Annotated in this window: 18 protein-coding genes; 6 read left to right on the top strand and 12 right to left on the bottom strand. The window is 64.5% G+C overall.

What is annotated here, in order from left to right; translation table 11 throughout:
* Positions 1 to 41: 41 nt before the first annotated feature.
* Both E2I15_RS24915 and E2I15_RS24910 read right to left on the bottom strand, forming a co-directional pair.
* Positions 42 to 281 carry a DUF2171 domain-containing protein gene (locus E2I15_RS24915; protein WP_016846164.1) on the bottom strand — a complete coding sequence of 80 codons (240 nt, stop codon included), beginning with the start codon at positions 279 to 281 and terminating at the stop codon, positions 42 to 44.
* Between the two features lie 72 nt (positions 282 to 353).
* Complete coding sequence (locus tag E2I15_RS24910) at positions 354 to 824, bottom strand: cupin domain-containing protein (protein WP_246668330.1); 471 nt, start codon at positions 822 to 824, stop codon at positions 354 to 356.
* Positions 825 to 1,043: 219 nt separating this feature from the next.
* Here E2I15_RS24910 and E2I15_RS24905 point away from each other — a divergent pair, with 219 nt between their 5' ends.
* The gene (locus E2I15_RS24905) at positions 1,044 to 1,643 is read left to right on the top strand and encodes a 3-keto-disaccharide hydrolase (protein ID WP_137482598.1); all 600 of its coding nucleotides are present in this window, start codon (positions 1,044 to 1,046) and stop codon (positions 1,641 to 1,643) included.
* A 48-nt stretch (positions 1,644 to 1,691) separates the two neighbouring features.
* Here the strand turns inward: E2I15_RS24905 and E2I15_RS24900 are convergent, their stop codons facing one another.
* The 6 genes from E2I15_RS24900 to E2I15_RS24875 all read right to left on the bottom strand — a co-directional run bounded on the left by E2I15_RS24900 (position 1,692) and on the right by E2I15_RS24875 (position 8,078).
* The gene (locus tag E2I15_RS24900; protein WP_349629413.1) at positions 1,692 to 3,209 is read right to left on the bottom strand and encodes a hypothetical protein; all 1,518 of its coding nucleotides are present in this window, start codon (positions 3,207 to 3,209) and stop codon (positions 1,692 to 1,694) included.
* Between the two features lie 93 nt (positions 3,210 to 3,302).
* The gene (locus E2I15_RS24895; RefSeq protein WP_137482599.1) at positions 3,303 to 4,409 is read right to left on the bottom strand and encodes a glycoside hydrolase family 5 protein; all 1,107 of its coding nucleotides are present in this window, start codon (positions 4,407 to 4,409) and stop codon (positions 3,303 to 3,305) included.
* Positions 4,410 to 4,677: 268 nt separating this feature from the next.
* The gene (locus E2I15_RS24890; RefSeq protein ID WP_137482600.1) at positions 4,678 to 5,625 is read right to left on the bottom strand and encodes a DUF5996 family protein; all 948 of its coding nucleotides are present in this window, start codon (positions 5,623 to 5,625) and stop codon (positions 4,678 to 4,680) included.
* A 183-nt stretch (positions 5,626 to 5,808) separates the two neighbouring features.
* On the bottom strand, positions 5,809 to 6,408 hold the full coding sequence (wrbA, locus tag E2I15_RS24885; RefSeq protein ID WP_137482601.1) for an NAD(P)H:quinone oxidoreductase: 600 nt from the start codon (positions 6,406 to 6,408) through the stop codon (positions 5,809 to 5,811).
* Between the two features lie 144 nt (positions 6,409 to 6,552).
* A complete protein-coding gene (locus E2I15_RS24880; protein WP_137482602.1) occupies positions 6,553 to 7,251 on the bottom strand; it encodes a pirin family protein in 699 nt (232 codons plus the stop codon).
* Between the two features lie 74 nt (positions 7,252 to 7,325).
* Positions 7,326 to 8,078 carry an SDR family NAD(P)-dependent oxidoreductase gene (locus E2I15_RS24875; protein WP_137482603.1) on the bottom strand — a complete coding sequence of 251 codons (753 nt, stop codon included), beginning with the start codon at positions 8,076 to 8,078 and terminating at the stop codon, positions 7,326 to 7,328.
* Between the two features lie 116 nt (positions 8,079 to 8,194).
* Between E2I15_RS24875 and E2I15_RS24870 the strand changes: the two genes are divergently transcribed.
* The 4 genes from E2I15_RS24870 (at position 8,195) to E2I15_RS24855 (ending at position 13,580) form a co-directional block, all read left to right on the top strand.
* Positions 8,195 to 9,109, top strand: coding sequence for a LysR family transcriptional regulator (locus tag E2I15_RS24870; RefSeq protein WP_016846155.1), 915 nt, complete (start codon positions 8,195 to 8,197; stop codon positions 9,107 to 9,109).
* 167 nt (positions 9,110 to 9,276) lie between these two features.
* Positions 9,277 to 11,712: a Nal1-like putative serine protease gene (locus E2I15_RS24865; protein WP_137482604.1), complete on the top strand. Its 2,436-nt coding sequence runs from the start codon at positions 9,277 to 9,279 to the stop codon at positions 11,710 to 11,712.
* A 356-nt stretch (positions 11,713 to 12,068) separates the two neighbouring features.
* Complete coding sequence (locus E2I15_RS24860; RefSeq protein WP_137482605.1) at positions 12,069 to 13,058, top strand: tripartite tricarboxylate transporter substrate binding protein; 990 nt, start codon at positions 12,069 to 12,071, stop codon at positions 13,056 to 13,058.
* A 144-nt stretch (positions 13,059 to 13,202) separates the two neighbouring features.
* Positions 13,203 to 13,580: a hypothetical protein gene (locus E2I15_RS24855; protein WP_170991731.1), complete on the top strand. Its 378-nt coding sequence runs from the start codon at positions 13,203 to 13,205 to the stop codon at positions 13,578 to 13,580.
* Here the strand turns inward: E2I15_RS24855 and E2I15_RS24850 are convergent.
* From E2I15_RS24850 to E2I15_RS24835, 4 genes are read right to left on the bottom strand one after another with little or no spacing between them, the layout of a single operon-like run.
* Positions 13,577 to 14,050, bottom strand: coding sequence for a YbaK/EbsC family protein (locus E2I15_RS24850; RefSeq protein ID WP_137482606.1), 474 nt, complete (start codon positions 14,048 to 14,050; stop codon positions 13,577 to 13,579). The genes E2I15_RS24855 and E2I15_RS24850 overlap by 4 nt on opposite strands.
* A 5-nt stretch (positions 14,051 to 14,055) precedes the next feature.
* The gene (locus E2I15_RS24845; protein WP_137482607.1) at positions 14,056 to 14,799 is read right to left on the bottom strand and encodes a haloacid dehalogenase type II; all 744 of its coding nucleotides are present in this window, start codon (positions 14,797 to 14,799) and stop codon (positions 14,056 to 14,058) included.
* Positions 14,796 to 15,638, bottom strand: a complete 843-nt coding sequence (locus tag E2I15_RS24840) for a dienelactone hydrolase family protein (RefSeq protein WP_137482608.1) — start codon at positions 15,636 to 15,638, stop codon at positions 14,796 to 14,798. The genes E2I15_RS24845 and E2I15_RS24840 overlap by 4 nt, the downstream gene beginning before the upstream one ends.
* Positions 15,639 to 15,674: 36 nt before the next feature.
* The gene (locus E2I15_RS24835) at positions 15,675 to 16,559 is read right to left on the bottom strand and encodes an amidohydrolase family protein (protein WP_137482609.1); all 885 of its coding nucleotides are present in this window, start codon (positions 16,557 to 16,559) and stop codon (positions 15,675 to 15,677) included.
* A gap of 452 nt (positions 16,560 to 17,011) precedes the next feature.
* On the opposite strand from E2I15_RS24835, the gene ykgO reads away from it, so the two are divergent.
* The gene (ykgO, locus tag E2I15_RS24830) at positions 17,012 to 17,137 is read left to right on the top strand and encodes a type B 50S ribosomal protein L36 (RefSeq protein WP_002718645.1); all 126 of its coding nucleotides are present in this window, start codon (positions 17,012 to 17,014) and stop codon (positions 17,135 to 17,137) included.
* Positions 17,138 to 17,200: the final 63 nt, after the last annotated feature.

Raw genomic sequence — 17,200 nt, 5'->3', positions numbered from 1 at the left:
GGGCCGGGATGATAGCATCGCTCCCACCTCGCGCAACGCGGCTATTGGCGGCCGTGCTGCCAATGCGCCGTCACGTCGGAGCCCGATTTATTGAGGTGGACGTGCTGGTCGACATGGTCGACCCAGGACAGTGGAATGAAGTGATGGTGCTGACCGTCAGGCGAGCTTTGCTTGGTCAGCTTGATCTTGTCGGTGCCTTCCATGTGGTCGACCTTGCCGACCGTCTTCTTGTCCGACGAGATCACATCCATATGTTCCCGAATGTCGGCAGCGTTCGCCATGCGTCATCTCCTCGTCATGATGATGAGGGGAGGAAACGCCGCGTGGATGCAAAGGTTGCTAGCCGGTTCCGGCTACTTCTGCTCGACCTCGGTCGCAGTGGCCGGACCTTCGCCCATGATCAGCAGCACGGCGTCCTCGTCCTTGGCGCCGTCCCAGTGCACCTCTTTGCCAAAATGGGTGACGAAGCTGCCGGCCGGCATCGCCACGGTGCCGTGATCGGGATCGAATTTCGGACCCGAGCCGACGCACCAGGTGCCCTTGAGCACCACGATGTAGCGGTCGTTGGGATGGAAGTGCGGACGGCTGAAGTGATTGCCCTTGGTCCATTTGGTGTAGACCATGTAGAAGCCGGGCTTCGAGGGATCGCCGACCACGACCGCGTTCTGCGCGCCGCGCGCATCGACCGAGCTCCAGGGAATCTGATCCGGCAGCTTGTAGGTGACGGCGGCCGGATTGAGCTCGGCCGCCGAGCCGACGCTCAGCATGCCGGCGAAGGCCAGCGGCATCATCAGGTATCGCCAGGATCGTTTCGACGCCCTCATCGGTGTGCTCCCAGATCGGATTTCCCGGGCGACTGCCGCGCCCGTATGCCGCGCGATGCTAGTTGTCCTCGCTTCCGCCCGGCAAGACGCAGCCGTGCATGTCTGACCTCAGGATTGCGACAGCGATCCGTGACACAACGCAGTTGCAATATGAAAAAGCATTTACGTCGCTGCGGACGATGATAGGTTGCGCGCCAACCAAAAGACGGGAGGATAACCTTGAAGAAGCATCTGTCGATACTGGCGGCGGGACTTGTGATCGGTGCGGCCGCGCTGCAATTTTCCACCACCGCCTCGGGGGACGACGGCTGGGTCACGCTGCTCGACAGCTCCAAGAAGGGTGACTGGGACGAGGTCGGCAAGGCCAATTGGGCGATGAAGGACGGCGCGCTGGTCGCCGACAAGCTCGACGGCAAGGATCTCTCCTATCTCGTCAGCAAAAACCAATACAAGGATTTCCAGATCCGGGCCGAGTTCTGGACCGACGAGGATGCCAACAGCGGCATCTTCATCCGCTGCGAAGGCAACAAGGTGATCGACTCCAAGGTCTGCTACGAGGTCAACATCTTCGACAAGCGGCCGGACCCGACCTACGGCACCGGCGCGATTGTCGACGTCGGCAAGGTCGATCCGATGCCGAAGGCGGCCGGCAAGTGGAACGTCTACGAGATCACGGCGCAGGGGCCGCATTTCATCGTGACGCTGAACGGCCAGAAGACCGTCGACGCCCAGGACTCCAAGCACGCCAACGGCTACATCGCGCTCCAGTATGGTTCGGGCGTGGTCAAGTTCCGCAAGGTGCAGATCAAGCCGCTCTGACGGCATCGGTTGAGCGGGGCCTCGGTCGCAATGCGATCGGGCCCCTCTTCATTGAGGAGCACTGTCGGTCGTAGAGACCTTACGATCGTCGCCTTGCTTGCGCAGATGATGGCCGATCACGAGCCCGGTCAGGCACAGCAACAGCCCAAGTGCCGGCGGCGCAAACAGCGCCTCTTCCTGGAAGATGCCGTTCACCAGCACGACCATCGTGCCGAAGGCGGCGAGGCCCTGGATGAGGATTCCCGACGAGGCGTAGAGGCGCCAAGCCTTTAGTGCCATCGCGAGGAAGTAGCCAAGCGGCACCAGTGAGCCGATCCCCATCTGGTAGAGCAACACGCCGACGGCGCTCTCCACCGCGCCGTCCATCGTGCCGGCCGCCTGCGCGGCGTTCCAGTCAATCGAGAAGTAGCCCTCGGAGAGGTTGCCGCCGACGCCAAGTCCGCGGCCGACGGGATTCTGCCGAAAGCCGTCCCAGCCGCCTATGAAGCCGATCACGTGGAAGTCGCCGATCTGGAGTCCGATATAGATCGCCGCGATGGCGTACAGCACGAGGCCGATCAGCGCCACGGCAAGGGTGATGGTGGCGCCGAGCAGCCAGGTTGCCGTCCAGGCCAGGGCCACGAAGATGACCAGGATGAGCGCGCCCTTCACGCTACAGCAAATCAGCAGCGGGATCGCAGCCAGCGCCAGCCAGCGATATCCGACCGCGAACAGGAACAGGACGGAGAAGGCGATCCCGTAGCCGAAGCTGATCGGGCTCATATTCGGTCCGAAGATACGCAGCAAGGACGAAAGTCCGAGGTCCTCGAACAACGGGCTGTTGAGAAAGCTGAAACGGAAGCGATCGATCAGATCCACCGGTACCCTGCCGGTTGCGCGCATCTCGGCCTCCCAGGATCCGGAGCGGGTCGCCTTCAGCTCGTCGAAGTGCCAGAAGGTGTAGCCGTTGGTGATGGAGAGCCAGAAATCGCGAAACAGCAGTTCGACATATCCGCAGACGATCAGCAGCGTGGCAACGGTCACCAGGAAGGACGTGATGCGGATCTCGAAGGTTGCGGCCGTCAGCAGCGAGAGCTGAAACAGAAACAGCGGCAGCGCGATGTTGCGCAGATAGACCAGGGCGGCGTGCGAATCCTGCGTGGCGCCGAGCAGGAAATACGCCGTCACGGTTGCGAGCGTGATCAATCCCCATTTCATGATCCGGTCGATCTCGGCGGAATGTTTCCGCTCGTGCAGCGCATAGAGCGCCAGCGTGACCAGCCACATCACCGCGCAGACCAGAAAATTGTAGCCCTTGACGAAATCCATCTCCTGCTCGGTCGTCATATAGGACGACAGAATCGAGACGAAGAGATTTTGGAAGAAGATGATGAAGATGGCGATCGACGGCGCGTAGGCCGGCACCGCGAGTACGATGGCGCAGCCGATCAGGCTTTCGACGACAATCGCGAGCCCGGCGTTGGCCGCCTGCATGATCGGTGCGAATGCGATCGATGCCACGGCGATGCCGAGTGCAGGAATCAGGTCGCCGGCCAACAGCGGCCGCGGGGCTATCTCTGCTCGCACAGGCTCTGACCTAACGTGACCGGACGTGTGGCGTGCCACACCAGCATCGTCGATCTAGCCGCGCATTGTGTAAGAACCGGTTAACCAGACGGGTCAGCGGGTGCCGAGCAGGGCTCGCAGCGCATCGCGGTCGACCTTGCCGGTGACCGGGTCGGCGAGGCCGAAGCCCTGCGACAGCTCCCAATGGGTCCAGCCCCAGCACTGTTGCCGGGCGTAGGCCGTAACGCCGGCAAGCCAGCGCAGCCGGCTGTCGCGCGGCGCTCCGGCCTTGAGCACGCCGAATTCGTTGATGATGATCGGCCGCGAATATTGCCGCTGCCAGGCGGCGCCAGGCTCGAGCCATGTGTCGATGCCGCGGTCGGGAATGGCGCGGTCCACCATCGCCAGTGCCTTGCGCTTGTCGAGCGCGGTGAGCCGCTCCCGCAGCTGTTGAACCCCCGGATCGTCGGCGCGGACCGGATAGGGTAATCCGGTGACGTCATGCAGCGGCTCATTCGGATCCCAATGGGCCTGATGGGTGAACACCATCGGATCGTAGAAGTGGATGGCATAGACGACGTTCGGATCGTCGAGCGGCACAAAGCCCGGCAGCGCATCCGCGCGCTGCCAGTTCACCGGCCCGGTGACCAGCGTGGTTTGCGGCAGCAGGCCGCGAATGAAGGCCGCCAGCTCCCGGACTTCGCCGTGCCATTGCGCGGCCTCGACATCCGGCTCGTTCAACAGTTCGGCAAAGACACGGTCGGACGGATAGCGCTGCATGACCGTTGCGAGCTCGGTCCAGGCGCGCTTCAGTTCGGTCATCGCGCCGGGCGGATCGTCCTTGTGCAGCGCGTTGAAGCGCTCGCCGGAATGCAGGTCGATCGACACCGCATAGCCTAGGCCGAGCAGGATCTTGAGTGCCGCATCGACGGTGCGCAGGCGGCTGTCGATCTCCGCTTTCGTGGCGAAGCGCGGCATGACGAAGTCGGCTGGCACCGGCAGCCGGATGTGGGTCATGCCGGCCTTGCGCAGCTCGAGCAGCAGGCTGTGGGGCGGCGCCGACCGCGGATCGGCGATCCAGCCGTCGGCATTGACGCCGCGTGACAGCGCCTTGAGCCGGTCGGCCGGCACGCCTTCGATCAAGGCGGGGCAGGCCCGCGCGGCGACCGACAGCAGAATGGACACGCTGACCGCGAGGGCAAGGATCGATGGCCGCGTCATGACCGATCGGCGTGCGATGGTTGTCGCGGGATCGTGACGGGTTGCGGGGCGCTCACGAATATACTGCCTGTTGTGTTCGAGCCGGCCGGGGTCGCCGGGCGTCGTCCGAAAGGTAGCTCGGCCAAGCAACGATGCGGTAAAGGCGTAACACGAAAATTTAACTTATCCGCCTTCGTCGACTGTCCGCGAGAATCGCAAACGAAGCGTTTGGTCACGACCGCGCCGTGCTGGCGCTGCGTCAGTGTCCGAAACTCTCGGCGCGGCTGAACTAGATCCCTCGGACCACGCCCGGCTGGCCCGGTGCGCATTCCAGCGCAGCACGGTCCCAGTTCGCATTGATGGCCGCGGCCTCATAGCTCGATTGCAGGAATTCGAGCAGCGCCATGTCGGGGTCGGCAGCCGTCCGCACGGCATCGTAAGGCAGGATGAATTCACCGAGCGCCTCGCTGAAGAAGGCGGCGTCGGGCCGCACCGGCGTGCCGCGATAGCCCGCGGGCTCCGGATAGGCGTAGGAATAGAACGCGGGATAATCGATCGCGCCGCCGCCCGGCCAGAAGCCGGCGCTGCTCACTTCGTGCGAATAGGCCTCGTGCGCCACCTCGTCGGGCAAATGGGGCACGCCGCCGGGATGCCGCGGTGCGGTCCTGCCGGAAAACCGCGTCACGGCGAGATCGAAGCTGCCCCAGAAGAAATGCACCGGGCTCGCCTTGCCGAGGAAGCCGGTCCGGAATTGCTTGAACACGCGGTCGCAGTTCACAAGGATCTGGTGAAACCGGCGCACGGCATCGGCGTCGTACGACGCATGCTGCGTATCCTGCGAAAACCGGATCGGATCGGCGACTTCGTTCGGTATCTCGTCAATGGCGACGTCGATGCCGAGGTCCTTCAGATTGGTCATGACCGCCGCGTAGAAGCTCGCGACCGATTGACCGGCCAATGCGAATTGCCGTTCGGTGCCGTCGCTGGTCGAGATGCGGAGCGTGTGATCGATGAAATCGAAGTCGATCTGGAACGTGCGATCGCCATCGGGGATCGGCGAGGTGGTCAGTCCGCGCGCCGTGACATAGAGCGTGACGTGCCAGGAGTGATTGAGCCAGGGCGACTTCGCCAGCCGGATCTTGCCGGCGATCTGGGTGAAGAGCTGGAGCGTGGCACAGCTGTCGCGCCACGCCGCGGTCGGCAGTTCCGGCCAGCGGGTCTTCTGTGTGTTGGTCATGACAAACCTCTGGGCTGCGCCGACAAGCTGCCTTGCGGCATACCACGAAAGCGGCCCCGATGATTTCGGGAACCGGCGCTTTCAAGAAAAACAGCGGACAGGGCGGCAATCGTCAGGGAGAGTGCCGTCCTGTCGCGCAAGAGTCCGGCCGGGTGTGAAACCCAGCCGGTTTCACCGTGCGGCTCAGCCGTGAAGTTTCCTCGCGGTCTCCGCGATCGCACGGCCCTGGTAACGCGCGCCGGCGAGTTCGTTCTCGCTGGGCTGGCGGCTGCCGTCGCCGCCGGTGATCGTGGTGGCGCCGTAGGGCGCGCCGCCGGTGACCTCGTCGAGCTTCATCTGTCCGGCAAAGCCATAGTTCAGCCCGACCACCGTCAAGCCGAAATGCAGGAGGTTGGTGATGATCGAGAACAGCGTGGTCTCCTGGCCGCCATGCTGGGTCGCGCTCGAGGTGAAGGCGCCGCCGACCTTGCCGTTCAGCGCGCCCTTGGCCCAGAGGCCGCCGGCCTGGTCGAGGAAGTTGGCCATCTGCGAGGCCATGCGGCCGAAGCGGGTGCCGGTACCGACGATGATCGCATCGTAGTTGGCGAGATCGTCGATCTTGGCGACCGGCGCGGCCTGGTCGAGCTTATAGTGCGAGGCCTTGGCGACTTCGGCCGGTACCAGCTCGGGCACGCGCTTGATGTCGACGGTGGCGCCGGCTTCGCGCGCGCCTTGCGCGACGGCATTCGCCATGGCTTCGATGTGACCGTAGGCGGAATAATAGAGAACGAGAACCTTGGCCATGATGGCCTCCTTTGGTTGGGGGAGAGATTTTGGGTTTGCGGGGCTGTCATTGCCGGGCTTGACCCGGCAATCCATCGTTCTCGGAGACTCTTCCGAAGGGGATGGATGCCGGGTCAAGCCCGGGCATGACGCGTGGGGGTTGGGTTAAGCCGCGTCGACGAGCACGAGCTCGGCGTCCTCGAGCGCGGTGATCTTCAGCTTGGCTTCATCGCGGATCGCGGCGCCGTCGCGCGCATTGACGCGCACGCCGTTGACCTCGATGCTGCCGGCCGCCGGCACCAGATAGAGGTGACGGGCCTTGTCGGCGGCGTATTCCGCGCTCTCACCGGCCTTCAGCGTGGTGGCGAGCACCCGCGCATTGGCACGGATCGGCAGCGCGTCGTCGTCGCCCTCGATACCTGAGGCGATGGTGACGAGCCTGCCGGAGCGATCCGCCTTCGGGAACGGCTTCGAGCCCCAGGTCGGGTGGCCGCCCGTCGTCGTCGGCTCGATCCAGATCTGGAAGATCTTGGTCTTCGCCGGCTCCAGATTGTACTCGGAGTGACGGATGCCGCTGCCGGCGCTCATCACCTGGACGTCGCCGGCTTCGGTCCGTCCCTTGTTACCAAGCGAATCCTGGTGCGTGATCGCGCCTTCACGAACATAGGTGATGATCTCCATGTTCGCGTGCGGATGCGCCGGGAAGCCGGAATTGGGCGCGATCTCATCGTCATTCCACACGCGCAGTGAGCCGTGGCTGACATTGTCGGGATCGTAGTAGCTCGCGAACGAGAAGTGGTGCTTGGCCTTCAGCCAGCCGTGGTCGGCGCCGCCAAGCTTTGCGAATGGTCTGAGTTCGATCATGGTCATTCCCCTTGATGTCGATGTTGAGGAGCGGGCCTGGCGTTCTGCGCCCGGCGTCTCCAGAAAATTTGTGATCAGGCGCCGAAGCCGCCGTCGACGTTGAGCACGGTGCCGGTCACGAACGAGGCTTCCGGGCTTGCCAGGAACACGACGCCCGCCGCGACCTCCTCGGGGCGGCCGAAGCGCTGCAGCGCGTGCTGCACGCGTTGCGTCTCGGCAAACTCGCCGCCGTCCTTCGGGTTCATGTCGGTGTCGATCGAGCCGGGCTGCACCACGTTCACCGTGATGCCGCGCGGTCCGAGGTCGCGCGCCGCGCCCTTGGTGTATCCGACGACGGCCGCCTTGGTGGCGACGTAGTCGGCAAGGCCCGGGAACGAGGCGCGGTCCGCCAGCATGGAACCGACGGTGACGATGCGACCGCCTTCACCCATCAGCTTGGAGGCGGCGCGGATCGCGGTGATCACGCCGTCGATGTTGATCGCCTCCTGCCGGGCGAGTGTAGCGGTGTCGGCCTTAGGATCGTCGACCGCGCCGCCCGATGCGACACCGGCGTTGTTGACCAGGATGTCGAGCCGGCCAAAATCCTTGGCGACGGTCTTCACCAGCTGATCGACATCCGAAGACGAGGCTTGGTCGGCCTTGTAGGCGCGGGCGTTGACGCCCTTGCCCTTCAACTCGGCGACGACGGCCTCGGCCTTCTCGGGAGAGGCGACGTAGCTGATCGCGACGTTGGCGCCTTCCGCGGCGAGTGCACGGGCGCTGGCCGCGCCGATGCCGCGCGAACCGCCGGTAACGAGAGCGACCTTGCCTGAGAGCTTCTTGGTCATTGGATTTCTCCATCGGTTGAATTTGATGCCACTTGGATATGCCTCCGGCTGTGGTATAGAAATAGAAACTATTGAAACTCATTGTTTCCAATATTGAGCAATCAGGACAGCGGCCCATGTCGAAACTGCCGGACTTCGAGGCGCTCGCGATCTTCGCAAAAGTCGTGGAATTACGGTCGTTTGCGGCGGCTGCGACCGAGCTCTCGCTGTCCAAGGCGACGGTGTCCAAGGCGGTCAGCCGACTGGAGGAGCGGCTTGGCGCCCGGCTGTTCAACCGCACCTCGCGGCGGCTGGCGCTGACCGATGCCGGCCAGAAGTTGTCAGAGCGCGCCGCGCGGCTGCTCGCCGACGGCGAGGCCGCCGAGAACGAGGCGTTGGCGCAATCGACCACGCCGCGCGGCCTGGTGCGGCTCGCGGTGCCGATGAGTTTCGGCATCAAGACGGTGGCGCCGTTGCTGCCGGAATTCATGGAGGCCTATCCGGAGGTTTCGATCGACCTGCATTTGAGCGACGCCACGGTCGACCTGATCGGCGAGGGCTTTGATGCCGGCCTGCGCATCGCGCGGCTGCCGGATTCCTCGCTGATCGCGCGGCGGCTGTGCGGCATGCCGCGCTACACGGTGGCCGCGCCGTCCTATCTGAAGCGCCACGGCCGGCCGACCCATCCGATGCATCTCGCCGAGCACAAATGCTTCGGCTACGCCTATCTCTCGACCCAGGGCGTCTGGCACTACACCAACGCGTCGGGCGAGCAGGCGAGCGTGCGTCCCGCCGGCCAGCTCCGGGTCAACAATGGCGAGGCGGTGATGCCCGCGCTGCTCGCGGGACTCGGCATCGCCGATCTGCCCGACTTCATCGTCGGCGATGCGATCGCGCGCGGCGAGGTCGAGGTGATCCTGAAAGGCTGGAAGCAGCCCGAGGGCGCCGTGCATCTCGTCACCCCGCCCGGCGGACCGCGTCCCGCGCGCGTCGAGGTGCTGGCGGATTTCCTGGCCAAGCATTTCGCCAAAGGGCGCGCGCAACGGAAATAGAAACTTGCGGGGACGAGGTTGAACGCCGGCGCACCCCGTCACATTCGTGTCATCCCTTTTAAATTGTATAACTTATGTGAACTAACCCATGATCGTGGGCTGCCGCGATCGTCTATTTCTGCGTCCTGAACCGGTGTTGCCGCAAAGCGCATATTCGGAGGAACCAGATGATTGATCTGACCAAGCATGATTTCACGTCATTATCGGTGAAGGACCTGCTCGATGCCCGCGAGGCCTATCACGTGCATCTGGCCCATCTGCAATCGGTCTACGCCACGGCGATTGGGCGCTATCTGATCCGGGACAACGATCGCAACGCGACGGAAAGAAAGGCGCACTCCAAGCCGCAGGCGCTCGGTCCGCGCACGCTGTTCAATTCGTCGGTCAAGGACTGGTCGTGGCCCTGCATCCTCGTCTTTGTCCGCGACTGGATGAAGCGCTCCGAGCTGAAGAACCATCCCGAGAAGCAGGATCAGCTGGTGCCTCCGTTCCTCTATCTGCCCGACGGTCGTGTCGTGCCCACCTGCGTCGTCAAGGTCGATCCGAACGAGGGCAGCCCCGGCACCGTCGACCCGCCGGTGTTCAAGAGCGATCTGGTCGGCGGCGGCTTTCCGGTGCAGACAATGATCCAGGGCAAGATCCACCGTGGCTCGATCGGCTGTCTCGTCACCAATGGCGAGACGGTGTTCGCGCTCTCCAACCGTCACGTGGTCGGCGCCGCCGGACGCGAGATCTTTGCCGGCTTCAAGAACACCGACCGCCGCCTCGGCGTCAGCGATGCGCTGCAACTCGGCAAGCGCGCCTTCAGCGAGGTCTATCCCGGCTGGCCGGGCTCGCGCGTGGTGGCCAATCTCGATGCCGGCCTGATCCGCGTCGATGACGTCAAGGGCTGGACCGCACAGGTTTACGGCGTCGGCCAGGTCGGCGACGTCGTCGACCTCAATGTCGGCACCTTCCGTCTCGACATCATCAACCAGCCGCTGATCGCGTTCGGTGCGACCAGCGGATTGATGAAGGGCAAGATCCTCGGCCTGTTCTATCGCTACAAGACCGTCGGCGGCATGGAATATGTCAGCGATTTCGTGATCGGCCCGCGCGACGGCGACACGCCGCTCAACAATTATCCGGGCGACTCCGGCACGATGTGGTTCGTCGACGATCCGGACGCCAAGAAGAACGCCAGCGGCGCGCGGATCCTCAGTCCGCTGGCGCTCGAATGGGGCGGCCAGGAATTATTCGGATCGAGCGGCAAGGTCCCGATGCAGGTTGCGCTCGGCATCTGCATGGCGACGCTGTGCCGCGAGCTCGATGTCGAGTTGATCGGCGACTGGAACGCCGGCCACACCGAGTATTGGGGCGAATGGGGCCACGTCAAGATCGGCGCCTACGCGACCGGTCTGATCGATGCGAAGCTGCCCAAGCTCGCGACCATGATGGACGCCAATTCCGACAATATCGGCCTCGACGACAAGCTGCTCGCCGACCTCAAGCCGCATCAGCGAGGCACGTTCTCGCCGCTGGCCGATGTCGCCGACCTGGTCTGGCGCTTCACCCGGCACACTGACGAAAGCAACCATTTCGCCGACATGGACAAGCCGGGCAGGGACGGCAAGACGCTGCTCGATCTTTGCGCGGAGTCGACGCGCAACGTCGATCCGAAGGTCTGGAACGACTATTACGAGGGGATCGGCGAGGACCGGCGCGGTGCGCTGCCGTTCCGGGTCTGGCAGATTTTCGACGAGATGGTGGAGTACGCCGCCGCCAACAAGAAGCTGGAGTTCGTCTGCGCTGCGGGCATTGTCGCGCATTACATCGGCGATGCCTGCCAGCCACTGCACATCTCGCAGTTCCACCATGGCCTCGATCCGAACGACAAGGCGCATGCCAAGGTGCACAGCGTGTACGAGACCACGATGATCGGCCGGCACGGCAAGGATCTCATCAAGATGATCCCTGACGCCCGGACCAGCGACGTTGCCGAGATCGTCCCTGGCGGCACGCCGACCGGCCGCGACGCCGCCGTTGCCGTGGTCGCGCTGATGCAGCGGACCGTGAAGCGGCTGCCGCCGATGACCATCGTCAACCTGTTCAATTCGCATATGGGCAGCGGCCAGGTCGAGGCGCTGTGGTCGAAGCTGAAGGACGCCACCGCGGCCTGTATGCAGGACGGTGCCAAGACCCTGGCCCGGGTCTGGGAAGCGGCCTGGCGCGCCGGTGCGGGCGAGGACCGCGGGCAGGGCGGCAAGTTCGATCAGGACAGTTTGAGCAAGCTCTACAACGACCCAAGCTTCCTGCCGGCGTTTCCGCTGCAGCAGCTCACGCTGGATGCTGACGACCACCTCGTTCCGATCGGAGGCAGCAGCACGCGGCGCCGCAGCGCGACAACGGCGCGACGCGCGCGTCCGCAAGCAGCGAAGAAGGCCGCCAAGAAAGCTGCGAGGGAAACGGCCAGGAAGGCGCCGAAGAAGGCGGTGGCGCGCAAGCGGCCGGCCGCAGCAGCTCCAGTCCGCCGCGCGGCCGCCAGCAAGAAGACCGCGACCAAGCGCGGCGCGGCCGGCAAGCGGTCGGTCGGAAAGACCCGCAAGGCGGCGCGCAAGGGCTAGCATGATGGGCTGAATCGGCTGCGAACCGGCCAACCTCTCCCGCTTGCGGGGGAGGTCCCATCGCATCGAAAGATGCGATGCGGGTGGGGGCTTTCTCCACCACGCCACTCGTGGAGAGTGCCCCCACCCCCGCCCTCCCCCGCTTGCGGAAGAGGGGACGCCCGCCTTTGCGAATACCACTTAACCTGATCACATCAGGCCTCGATCTTCCTCGTCGGTGAGGCCGCATTGGATGCGGCAGCGGGACGCTTGAGATCAGCGCTCCGCTCCTGCACGATGCGCGCAAGCCGCGGCTCTGACCGCGGCATCGCGATCGGCTGCGGTCGCCAAAAAAGATGACTGGGGAGAAACTTTCGATGAATCGCCGCGAACTCCTGCGCGCCGCCGCTGCATTGCCGCTTGCGCAGACGGCGCTCGCCAACTCCGCGTTTGCGCAAGGCGCCTATCCCAACCGCAACATCACCATGATCGTGCCGTTTCCGGCCGGCGGCCAGGCCGACCTTGCGGCGCGGCCGGTGGCGCTCGCGCTGGAGCGCATCCTCGGCAAGCCCGTGATCGTCGACAATCGCGCCGGCGGCGCAGGCGGATCGATCGGCAATGCACAGGCCGCGCGCGCCGAGCCCGACGGCTATACGCTGCTGATGACGCTGTCCTCGCTCGCAGTGCTGCCGGAGGCCGACCGGCTGTTCGATCGTCCGGTGGCTTATGAGGTGTCGCAGTTCGCGCCGATCGCGCGCGTGCTCGCCGACCCGACGCTGCTGGCGGTGCCGGCCTCGGCGCCGTGGAAGTCGCTGCAGGAATTCGTCGACGACGCGAAGAAGCGCCCGGGACAGATCCCCTATGGCTCGTCCGGTCCGTACGGCACCCTGCATGTCGCGATGGAGATGTTCGCGGCGAGCGCGGGAATAAAACTGCTGCACGTGCCGTTCCGCGGTGCAGGCCCGGCGCTCACCGCGCTGCTTTCCGGCACGGTGCAGGCGTTGGCGTCGGCGCCGGGTACGCTCAAGCAGCAGGTCGAGGACGGCAAGATGCGCGTGCTCGCCAATTGGGGCGCCGAGCGGATCGCGAGCTTCCCCGATCTGCCGACCTTCAAGGAACTCGGTTACAAGGACGTCGAGTTCTACATCTGGGCGGGACTGTTCGCGCAGTCAGCGCTGCCGGTGCCGATCATGGACCGGTTGCGCGCCGCGATGGCCGATGCCGTGAAGGCGCCGGAGGTGATCAAGACCTTCGAAACCGCGGGCAGTCCGGTCGCCTATATGGACGCGCCGGCATTCTCAAAATTTATTGCAGACGACAGCGCGCGGTTGATCGCGGCGGTAAAAAAGATCGGCAAGGTCGAATAGGGATCTCCCCAGCGGGCAGACCCTCTTCACTTTTAGTTGTCCGCGCGAACGATCCTTGGCCGCATTCATTGGGCAGCTTTGGAGTAAATCGCGGCGCGGGAACCTGCGCGCGCGGGCCAGTATCTGGAACAACGGGAGCCCGACATGCGATCGCAGCGGATCGTCCTGAGCCTTGCCATAGCGATCGGCGGAGCTGCCACGGCAACGGCCGCGATCGCCGAGGAGTATCGGGGAACCTGGGAACAGCAGATGGCGTGCACACCGGACGTGTGGCGGCTCTGCAGCGACCAGGTGCCCGACGTGCAGCGCATCGTGGCTTGCCTGCGGCAGAACACGCCGCAACTTTCCAACAATTGTCGTGCCGTGTTCGAATCGAACGCGCAACAGCAGCAGACACAAGGCCGGGCCCAACAGCCGCAAATGCAGGGTCGTGCGCCGCAGCCGCAGATGCAGCAGCGGCCGCGCGCACCACAGCCGGTGCAGCCGGCGCCATCGCGGCCGCCGTTCGACGATGAGGATTAGTTCTCAGGTCTGACTTCGCAGACGTCGACCCATTCGGCCGCGGTCAGCTCCGCCATCCTGTCGGGCGTGATGCGGACCGCGCTGTGGGTCGAGCCTGCGGCCGGCACCACGACGTCGAATGCCTTCAGCGATACGTCGCAATAGACTGGCAGCGGCGTCTTCAGCCCGAACGGACAGACGCCGCCGACCTCGTGACCGGTGATGTCGGCGACCTCGTCGACGCCGAGCATCTTCGGCTTGCCGCCGAACGCCGCCTTGACCTTCTTGTTGTCCATCCGCGATGTCCCGGCGGCCACGATCAGCACCACGCGGTCGCCGACCCGCAGGCTCAACGTCTTGGCGATCCGCGCCGGCTCGACGCCATAGGCTTCCGCCGCCAGCACGACGGTCGCGGAACTCGTGGCGGATTCGATCACGGAGATTTCGGGCGCCTTCTCGGCGAAGAAGGCGCGGACGGACTCGAGGCTCATGCTGTTCAGGACCTTGCAGACACCAGGGCGGGAAGTTCGGAGAGACCGTGGATCCGGTAATCGGGCACGACACCGAGCTCGTCCATCTGGGTACGCAGCGCCTTGAACATCGTCAATGGGGCGACCGTCTCGCTTTCGACGCAGGCCAGCGCCATCGCTTCCGGCGTCACCCGCTCGATCCATGCGACGTTGAGGCCGAACGACTTGGCACCGCAGGCGTCCCACGGATTGGAGGAAATGAACAGCACCTCCGCCGGCGGTACCTTCAGCACCTCCTCGATCAGCGTGTAGGCCTCGGGCGCCGGCTTGAACACCTTGTGGGCATCGACGCTGATGGTCGCGTCGAGCACGCGGTCGAGACCTGAGTTGCGCACCAGCGCGTTCAGCATGTCGGGGCTGCCGTTGGAGAGGATCGCGAGCTTCTTGTCCTTCATCGCCTCGAGCGCGGCGACCGCATCCGGATACAGCGCCAGATGTTGATATTTGTCGATGATGCGGGCGAAGGTCGCCGCGTCATATTGCAGGCCGAGGCAGCGCAGCGTGTAGGCGAGGGAGTCGCGCGTTACGACGGCGAAATCCTGGTAGCGCCGCATCAGCGAACGCAGCCAGCTATATTCGAGCTGCTTGATGCGCCAGACCTGCGTGATGATGTCACCGTAGCCGGGGAACGCATCCTCGGTGACGTCGGCCACCGACTGGACGTCGTAGAGTGTGCCGTAGGCGTCGAAGACGATTGCCTTGATGGTCATTGTGATCTCTCTTGCCCGCCGATTGTCGCATACAGGAATTTCCTGAGTGCGTCGATGGATTGATCCCTGGCCACCTCGTTGAATTCGAGGTGATGACCGAGCATCTGCACCGGCGTGCTGTAACGCGGCACGTCGAAACCGTGATAGGCGCCGGGATAGACGATCAGCTCGATCGGATGTCCCGCACGATTTTGCCGGGAGATGCCGTAGTCGTCGCGGCCTTCGGCCAGGGTCCGGCACTCCTTGGCCGGCGTCCAGTCGTCGAGCTCGCCGACCATGATCAGCGTCGGCACCGTCATGTCGCCCTTGATGCTGAGGCAGGGCGGGTAGAACGCGACGGCCGCGCGGAATTTCTCTGCCGCGTTATGTTCGATCGCGCCACGCTCGACCGAGAGCAGGGCGAGCCAGGCGCCTTGCGAGAACCCCACCACCGCGACGCGATCGGGATCGACCGCCGATTGCCGCGCGAGATAGCTCAGCGCACGATAGGCGTCATGGACGGTTGCGGCCGGCGCGGCGCCCGTGCAGGCGCTGGTGATGCCGCGCGGCCCGAACCGGTCGACCGTGAGCGTGACGTAGCCCCAGGCCGCCAGCCGCTTGCCCCAGCGCTCGTCGAGTTGCTTGAAGAAGCCGCTGCAGCCGTGCAGCAGCACCACGGCGGGCGAGGGGCCCGGTCCATCGGGTGTTCGCAGATAACCTTGCAGTGGCTGCGCACTTGCAAGCGGGCTCTCGAATTCGACGAAGGCGGGCGGTGGCTCGGCGCCGGCCGCGCAGGCGAGCTCCGCGCTTCCGATCAGAAGTGTGGCGAGGGATGCGGCAAGTCCGGTGAAGTTCGTCATGAACCACCTCCGAAGCTTGCCGCCGACAATACTCCCTTAGACGCCTAAAATCTTCCGCGCGTTGGCCTTCATGACCTTCGGCCGGATCTCCTCGCGGATGTCGAGCTTGGCGAAGTCGGCGAGCCAGCGGTCCGGCGTGATCACCGGCCAGTCGGAGCCGAACAGCATCTTGTCCTGCAGGATCGAGTTGATGTAGCGCACCAGGATCGGCGGGAAGTATTTCGGCGACCAGCCGGAGAGGTCGATATAGACGTTCGGCTTGTGGGTCGCGACCGACAGCGCCTCTTCCTGCCACGGGAAGGAGGGATGCGCGAGGATGATCTTGAGGTCGGGGAAATCGGCCGCGACGTCGTCCATGTACATCGGGTTGGAATATTTCAGCCGCATCCCCATGCCGCCCGGCATGCCGGAGCCGACGCCGGTCTGGCCGGTGTGGAACAGCGCGATCGCGCCGCCGTCATTGATGGCTTCATAGAGCGGGTAGGCCATGCGGTCGTTGGCGTAGAAGCCCTGCATGGTCGGGTGGAATTTGAAGCCGCGGACGCCGTATTCCTCGATCAGCTTGCGCGCCTCGCGGACGCCGAGTTTGCCCTTGTGCGGATCGATCGAGACGAACGGGATCAGCACGTCGAGATGGTCGGAGGCGACCTCGAGCATTTCGTAATTGTTGTAGCGGCGGAAGCCGGTCTCGCGCTCGGCGTCGACCGGGAAGATCACCGCGGCGATGTTCTTGGCGCGGTAATAGGTCGCGGTCTCCGGCACGGTCGGCGGATGCTTGTGCGGCGACTTGAAATAGTCGGCCATCTGCGCCTGGAAGTCGTCATAGCCGTCGTCGCCATGCATGCCGCACGGCTCCTCGGCATGGGTGTGGATGTCGATCGCTGTGACCTTTTCGATGTCGGGCAGTTTGAGCTTGGGCATTCGGCTTCCCCGGCGGCGTGTTCATTGGTGATGGAAAATAATTATATGATATAACGATTTTCGCAAGCGCCGTGGAGTTGATGGCTGGGCGCCGAGCTCAATCCGGTGCGAGGTCCGGTCGGGGCGGGCGCGAGGAGGACGAAAACGCGATTCGGCCGCCGTGGTGCCGTCGTCAAAGGGAGACGTCGGGTCCCCTCGATGGCCTGGATAGTTACGGCCGTCGTCGTTTCCGAAGCGATCTCAAGGGCGTGGCGCGGTGCCTCGCGCCGGTTCCAGGCCAGCTTAGGTCCGAAAATCGGTCCGTCTCGGTTGACATTTAACGGTCCGATGGCTTAGAACCCGGCCGTCCCGGGCGGCAGGCCGCTTGTCGGGATAAATCCCATTTTGCCAACTATTGGCATTGATCAGGTACGGCCTCCAACACGGGCCTTTCGAAGTAACAGGATTGTCCCATGAAGGTCCGTAACTCGCTGAAGTCGCTGCGCGGCCGCCATCGCAACAACCGTCTGGTCCGCCGCAAGGGCCGCGTCTACGTGATCAACAAGGTCCAGCGCCGCTTCAAGGCGCGCCAGGGTTGATCCGACAAATCTGATCGACAAGGCTGATCCTGCCCGGATCGCCGGCCGATTCCGATCCTTCCT

This window comes from Bradyrhizobium sp. BR2003 (genome assembly GCF_009720285.1).
Lineage (GTDB): Bacteria > Pseudomonadota > Alphaproteobacteria > Rhizobiales > Xanthobacteraceae > Bradyrhizobium > Bradyrhizobium elkanii.
The sequence above is the reverse complement of the archived record's forward strand: the minus strand, read 5'-3'. Positions and strand labels throughout refer to the sequence as shown.

Bases quoted from the DNA above. Each gene is read 5' to 3' on its own strand.
- E2I15_RS24915 (WP_016846164.1), bottom strand. From the start codon at position 281: ATGGCGAACGCTGCCGACATTCGGGAACATATGGATGTGATCTCGTCG.
- E2I15_RS24910 (WP_246668330.1), bottom strand. From the start codon at position 824: ATGAGGGCGTCGAAACGATCCTGGCGATACCTGATGATGCCGCTGGCC.
- E2I15_RS24895 (WP_137482599.1), bottom strand. From the start codon at position 4,409: ATGACGCGGCCATCGATCCTTGCCCTCGCGGTCAGCGTGTCCATTCTG.
- E2I15_RS24890 (WP_137482600.1), bottom strand. From the start codon at position 5,625: ATGACCAACACACAGAAGACCCGCTGGCCGGAACTGCCGACCGCGGCG.
- wrbA (WP_137482601.1), bottom strand. From the start codon at position 6,408: ATGGCCAAGGTTCTCGTTCTCTATTATTCCGCCTACGGTCACATCGAA.
- E2I15_RS24880 (WP_137482602.1), bottom strand. From the start codon at position 7,251: ATGATCGAACTCAGACCATTCGCAAAGCTTGGCGGCGCCGACCACGGC.
- E2I15_RS24875 (WP_137482603.1), bottom strand. From the start codon at position 8,078: ATGACCAAGAAGCTCTCAGGCAAGGTCGCTCTCGTTACCGGCGGTTCG.
- E2I15_RS24870 (WP_016846155.1), top strand. From the start codon at position 8,195: ATGTCGAAACTGCCGGACTTCGAGGCGCTCGCGATCTTCGCAAAAGTC.
- E2I15_RS24865 (WP_137482604.1), top strand. From the start codon at position 9,277: ATGATTGATCTGACCAAGCATGATTTCACGTCATTATCGGTGAAGGAC.
- E2I15_RS24860 (WP_137482605.1), top strand. From the start codon at position 12,069: ATGAATCGCCGCGAACTCCTGCGCGCCGCCGCTGCATTGCCGCTTGCG.
- E2I15_RS24855 (WP_170991731.1), top strand. From the start codon at position 13,203: ATGCGATCGCAGCGGATCGTCCTGAGCCTTGCCATAGCGATCGGCGGA.
- E2I15_RS24850 (WP_137482606.1), bottom strand. From the start codon at position 14,050: ATGAGCCTCGAGTCCGTCCGCGCCTTCTTCGCCGAGAAGGCGCCCGAA.
- E2I15_RS24845 (WP_137482607.1), bottom strand. From the start codon at position 14,799: ATGACCATCAAGGCAATCGTCTTCGACGCCTACGGCACACTCTACGAC.
- E2I15_RS24840 (WP_137482608.1), bottom strand. From the start codon at position 15,638: ATGACGAACTTCACCGGACTTGCCGCATCCCTCGCCACACTTCTGATC.
- E2I15_RS24835 (WP_137482609.1), bottom strand. From the start codon at position 16,559: ATGCCCAAGCTCAAACTGCCCGACATCGAAAAGGTCACAGCGATCGAC.
- ykgO (WP_002718645.1), top strand. From the start codon at position 17,012: ATGAAGGTCCGTAACTCGCTGAAGTCGCTGCGCGGCCGCCATCGCAAC.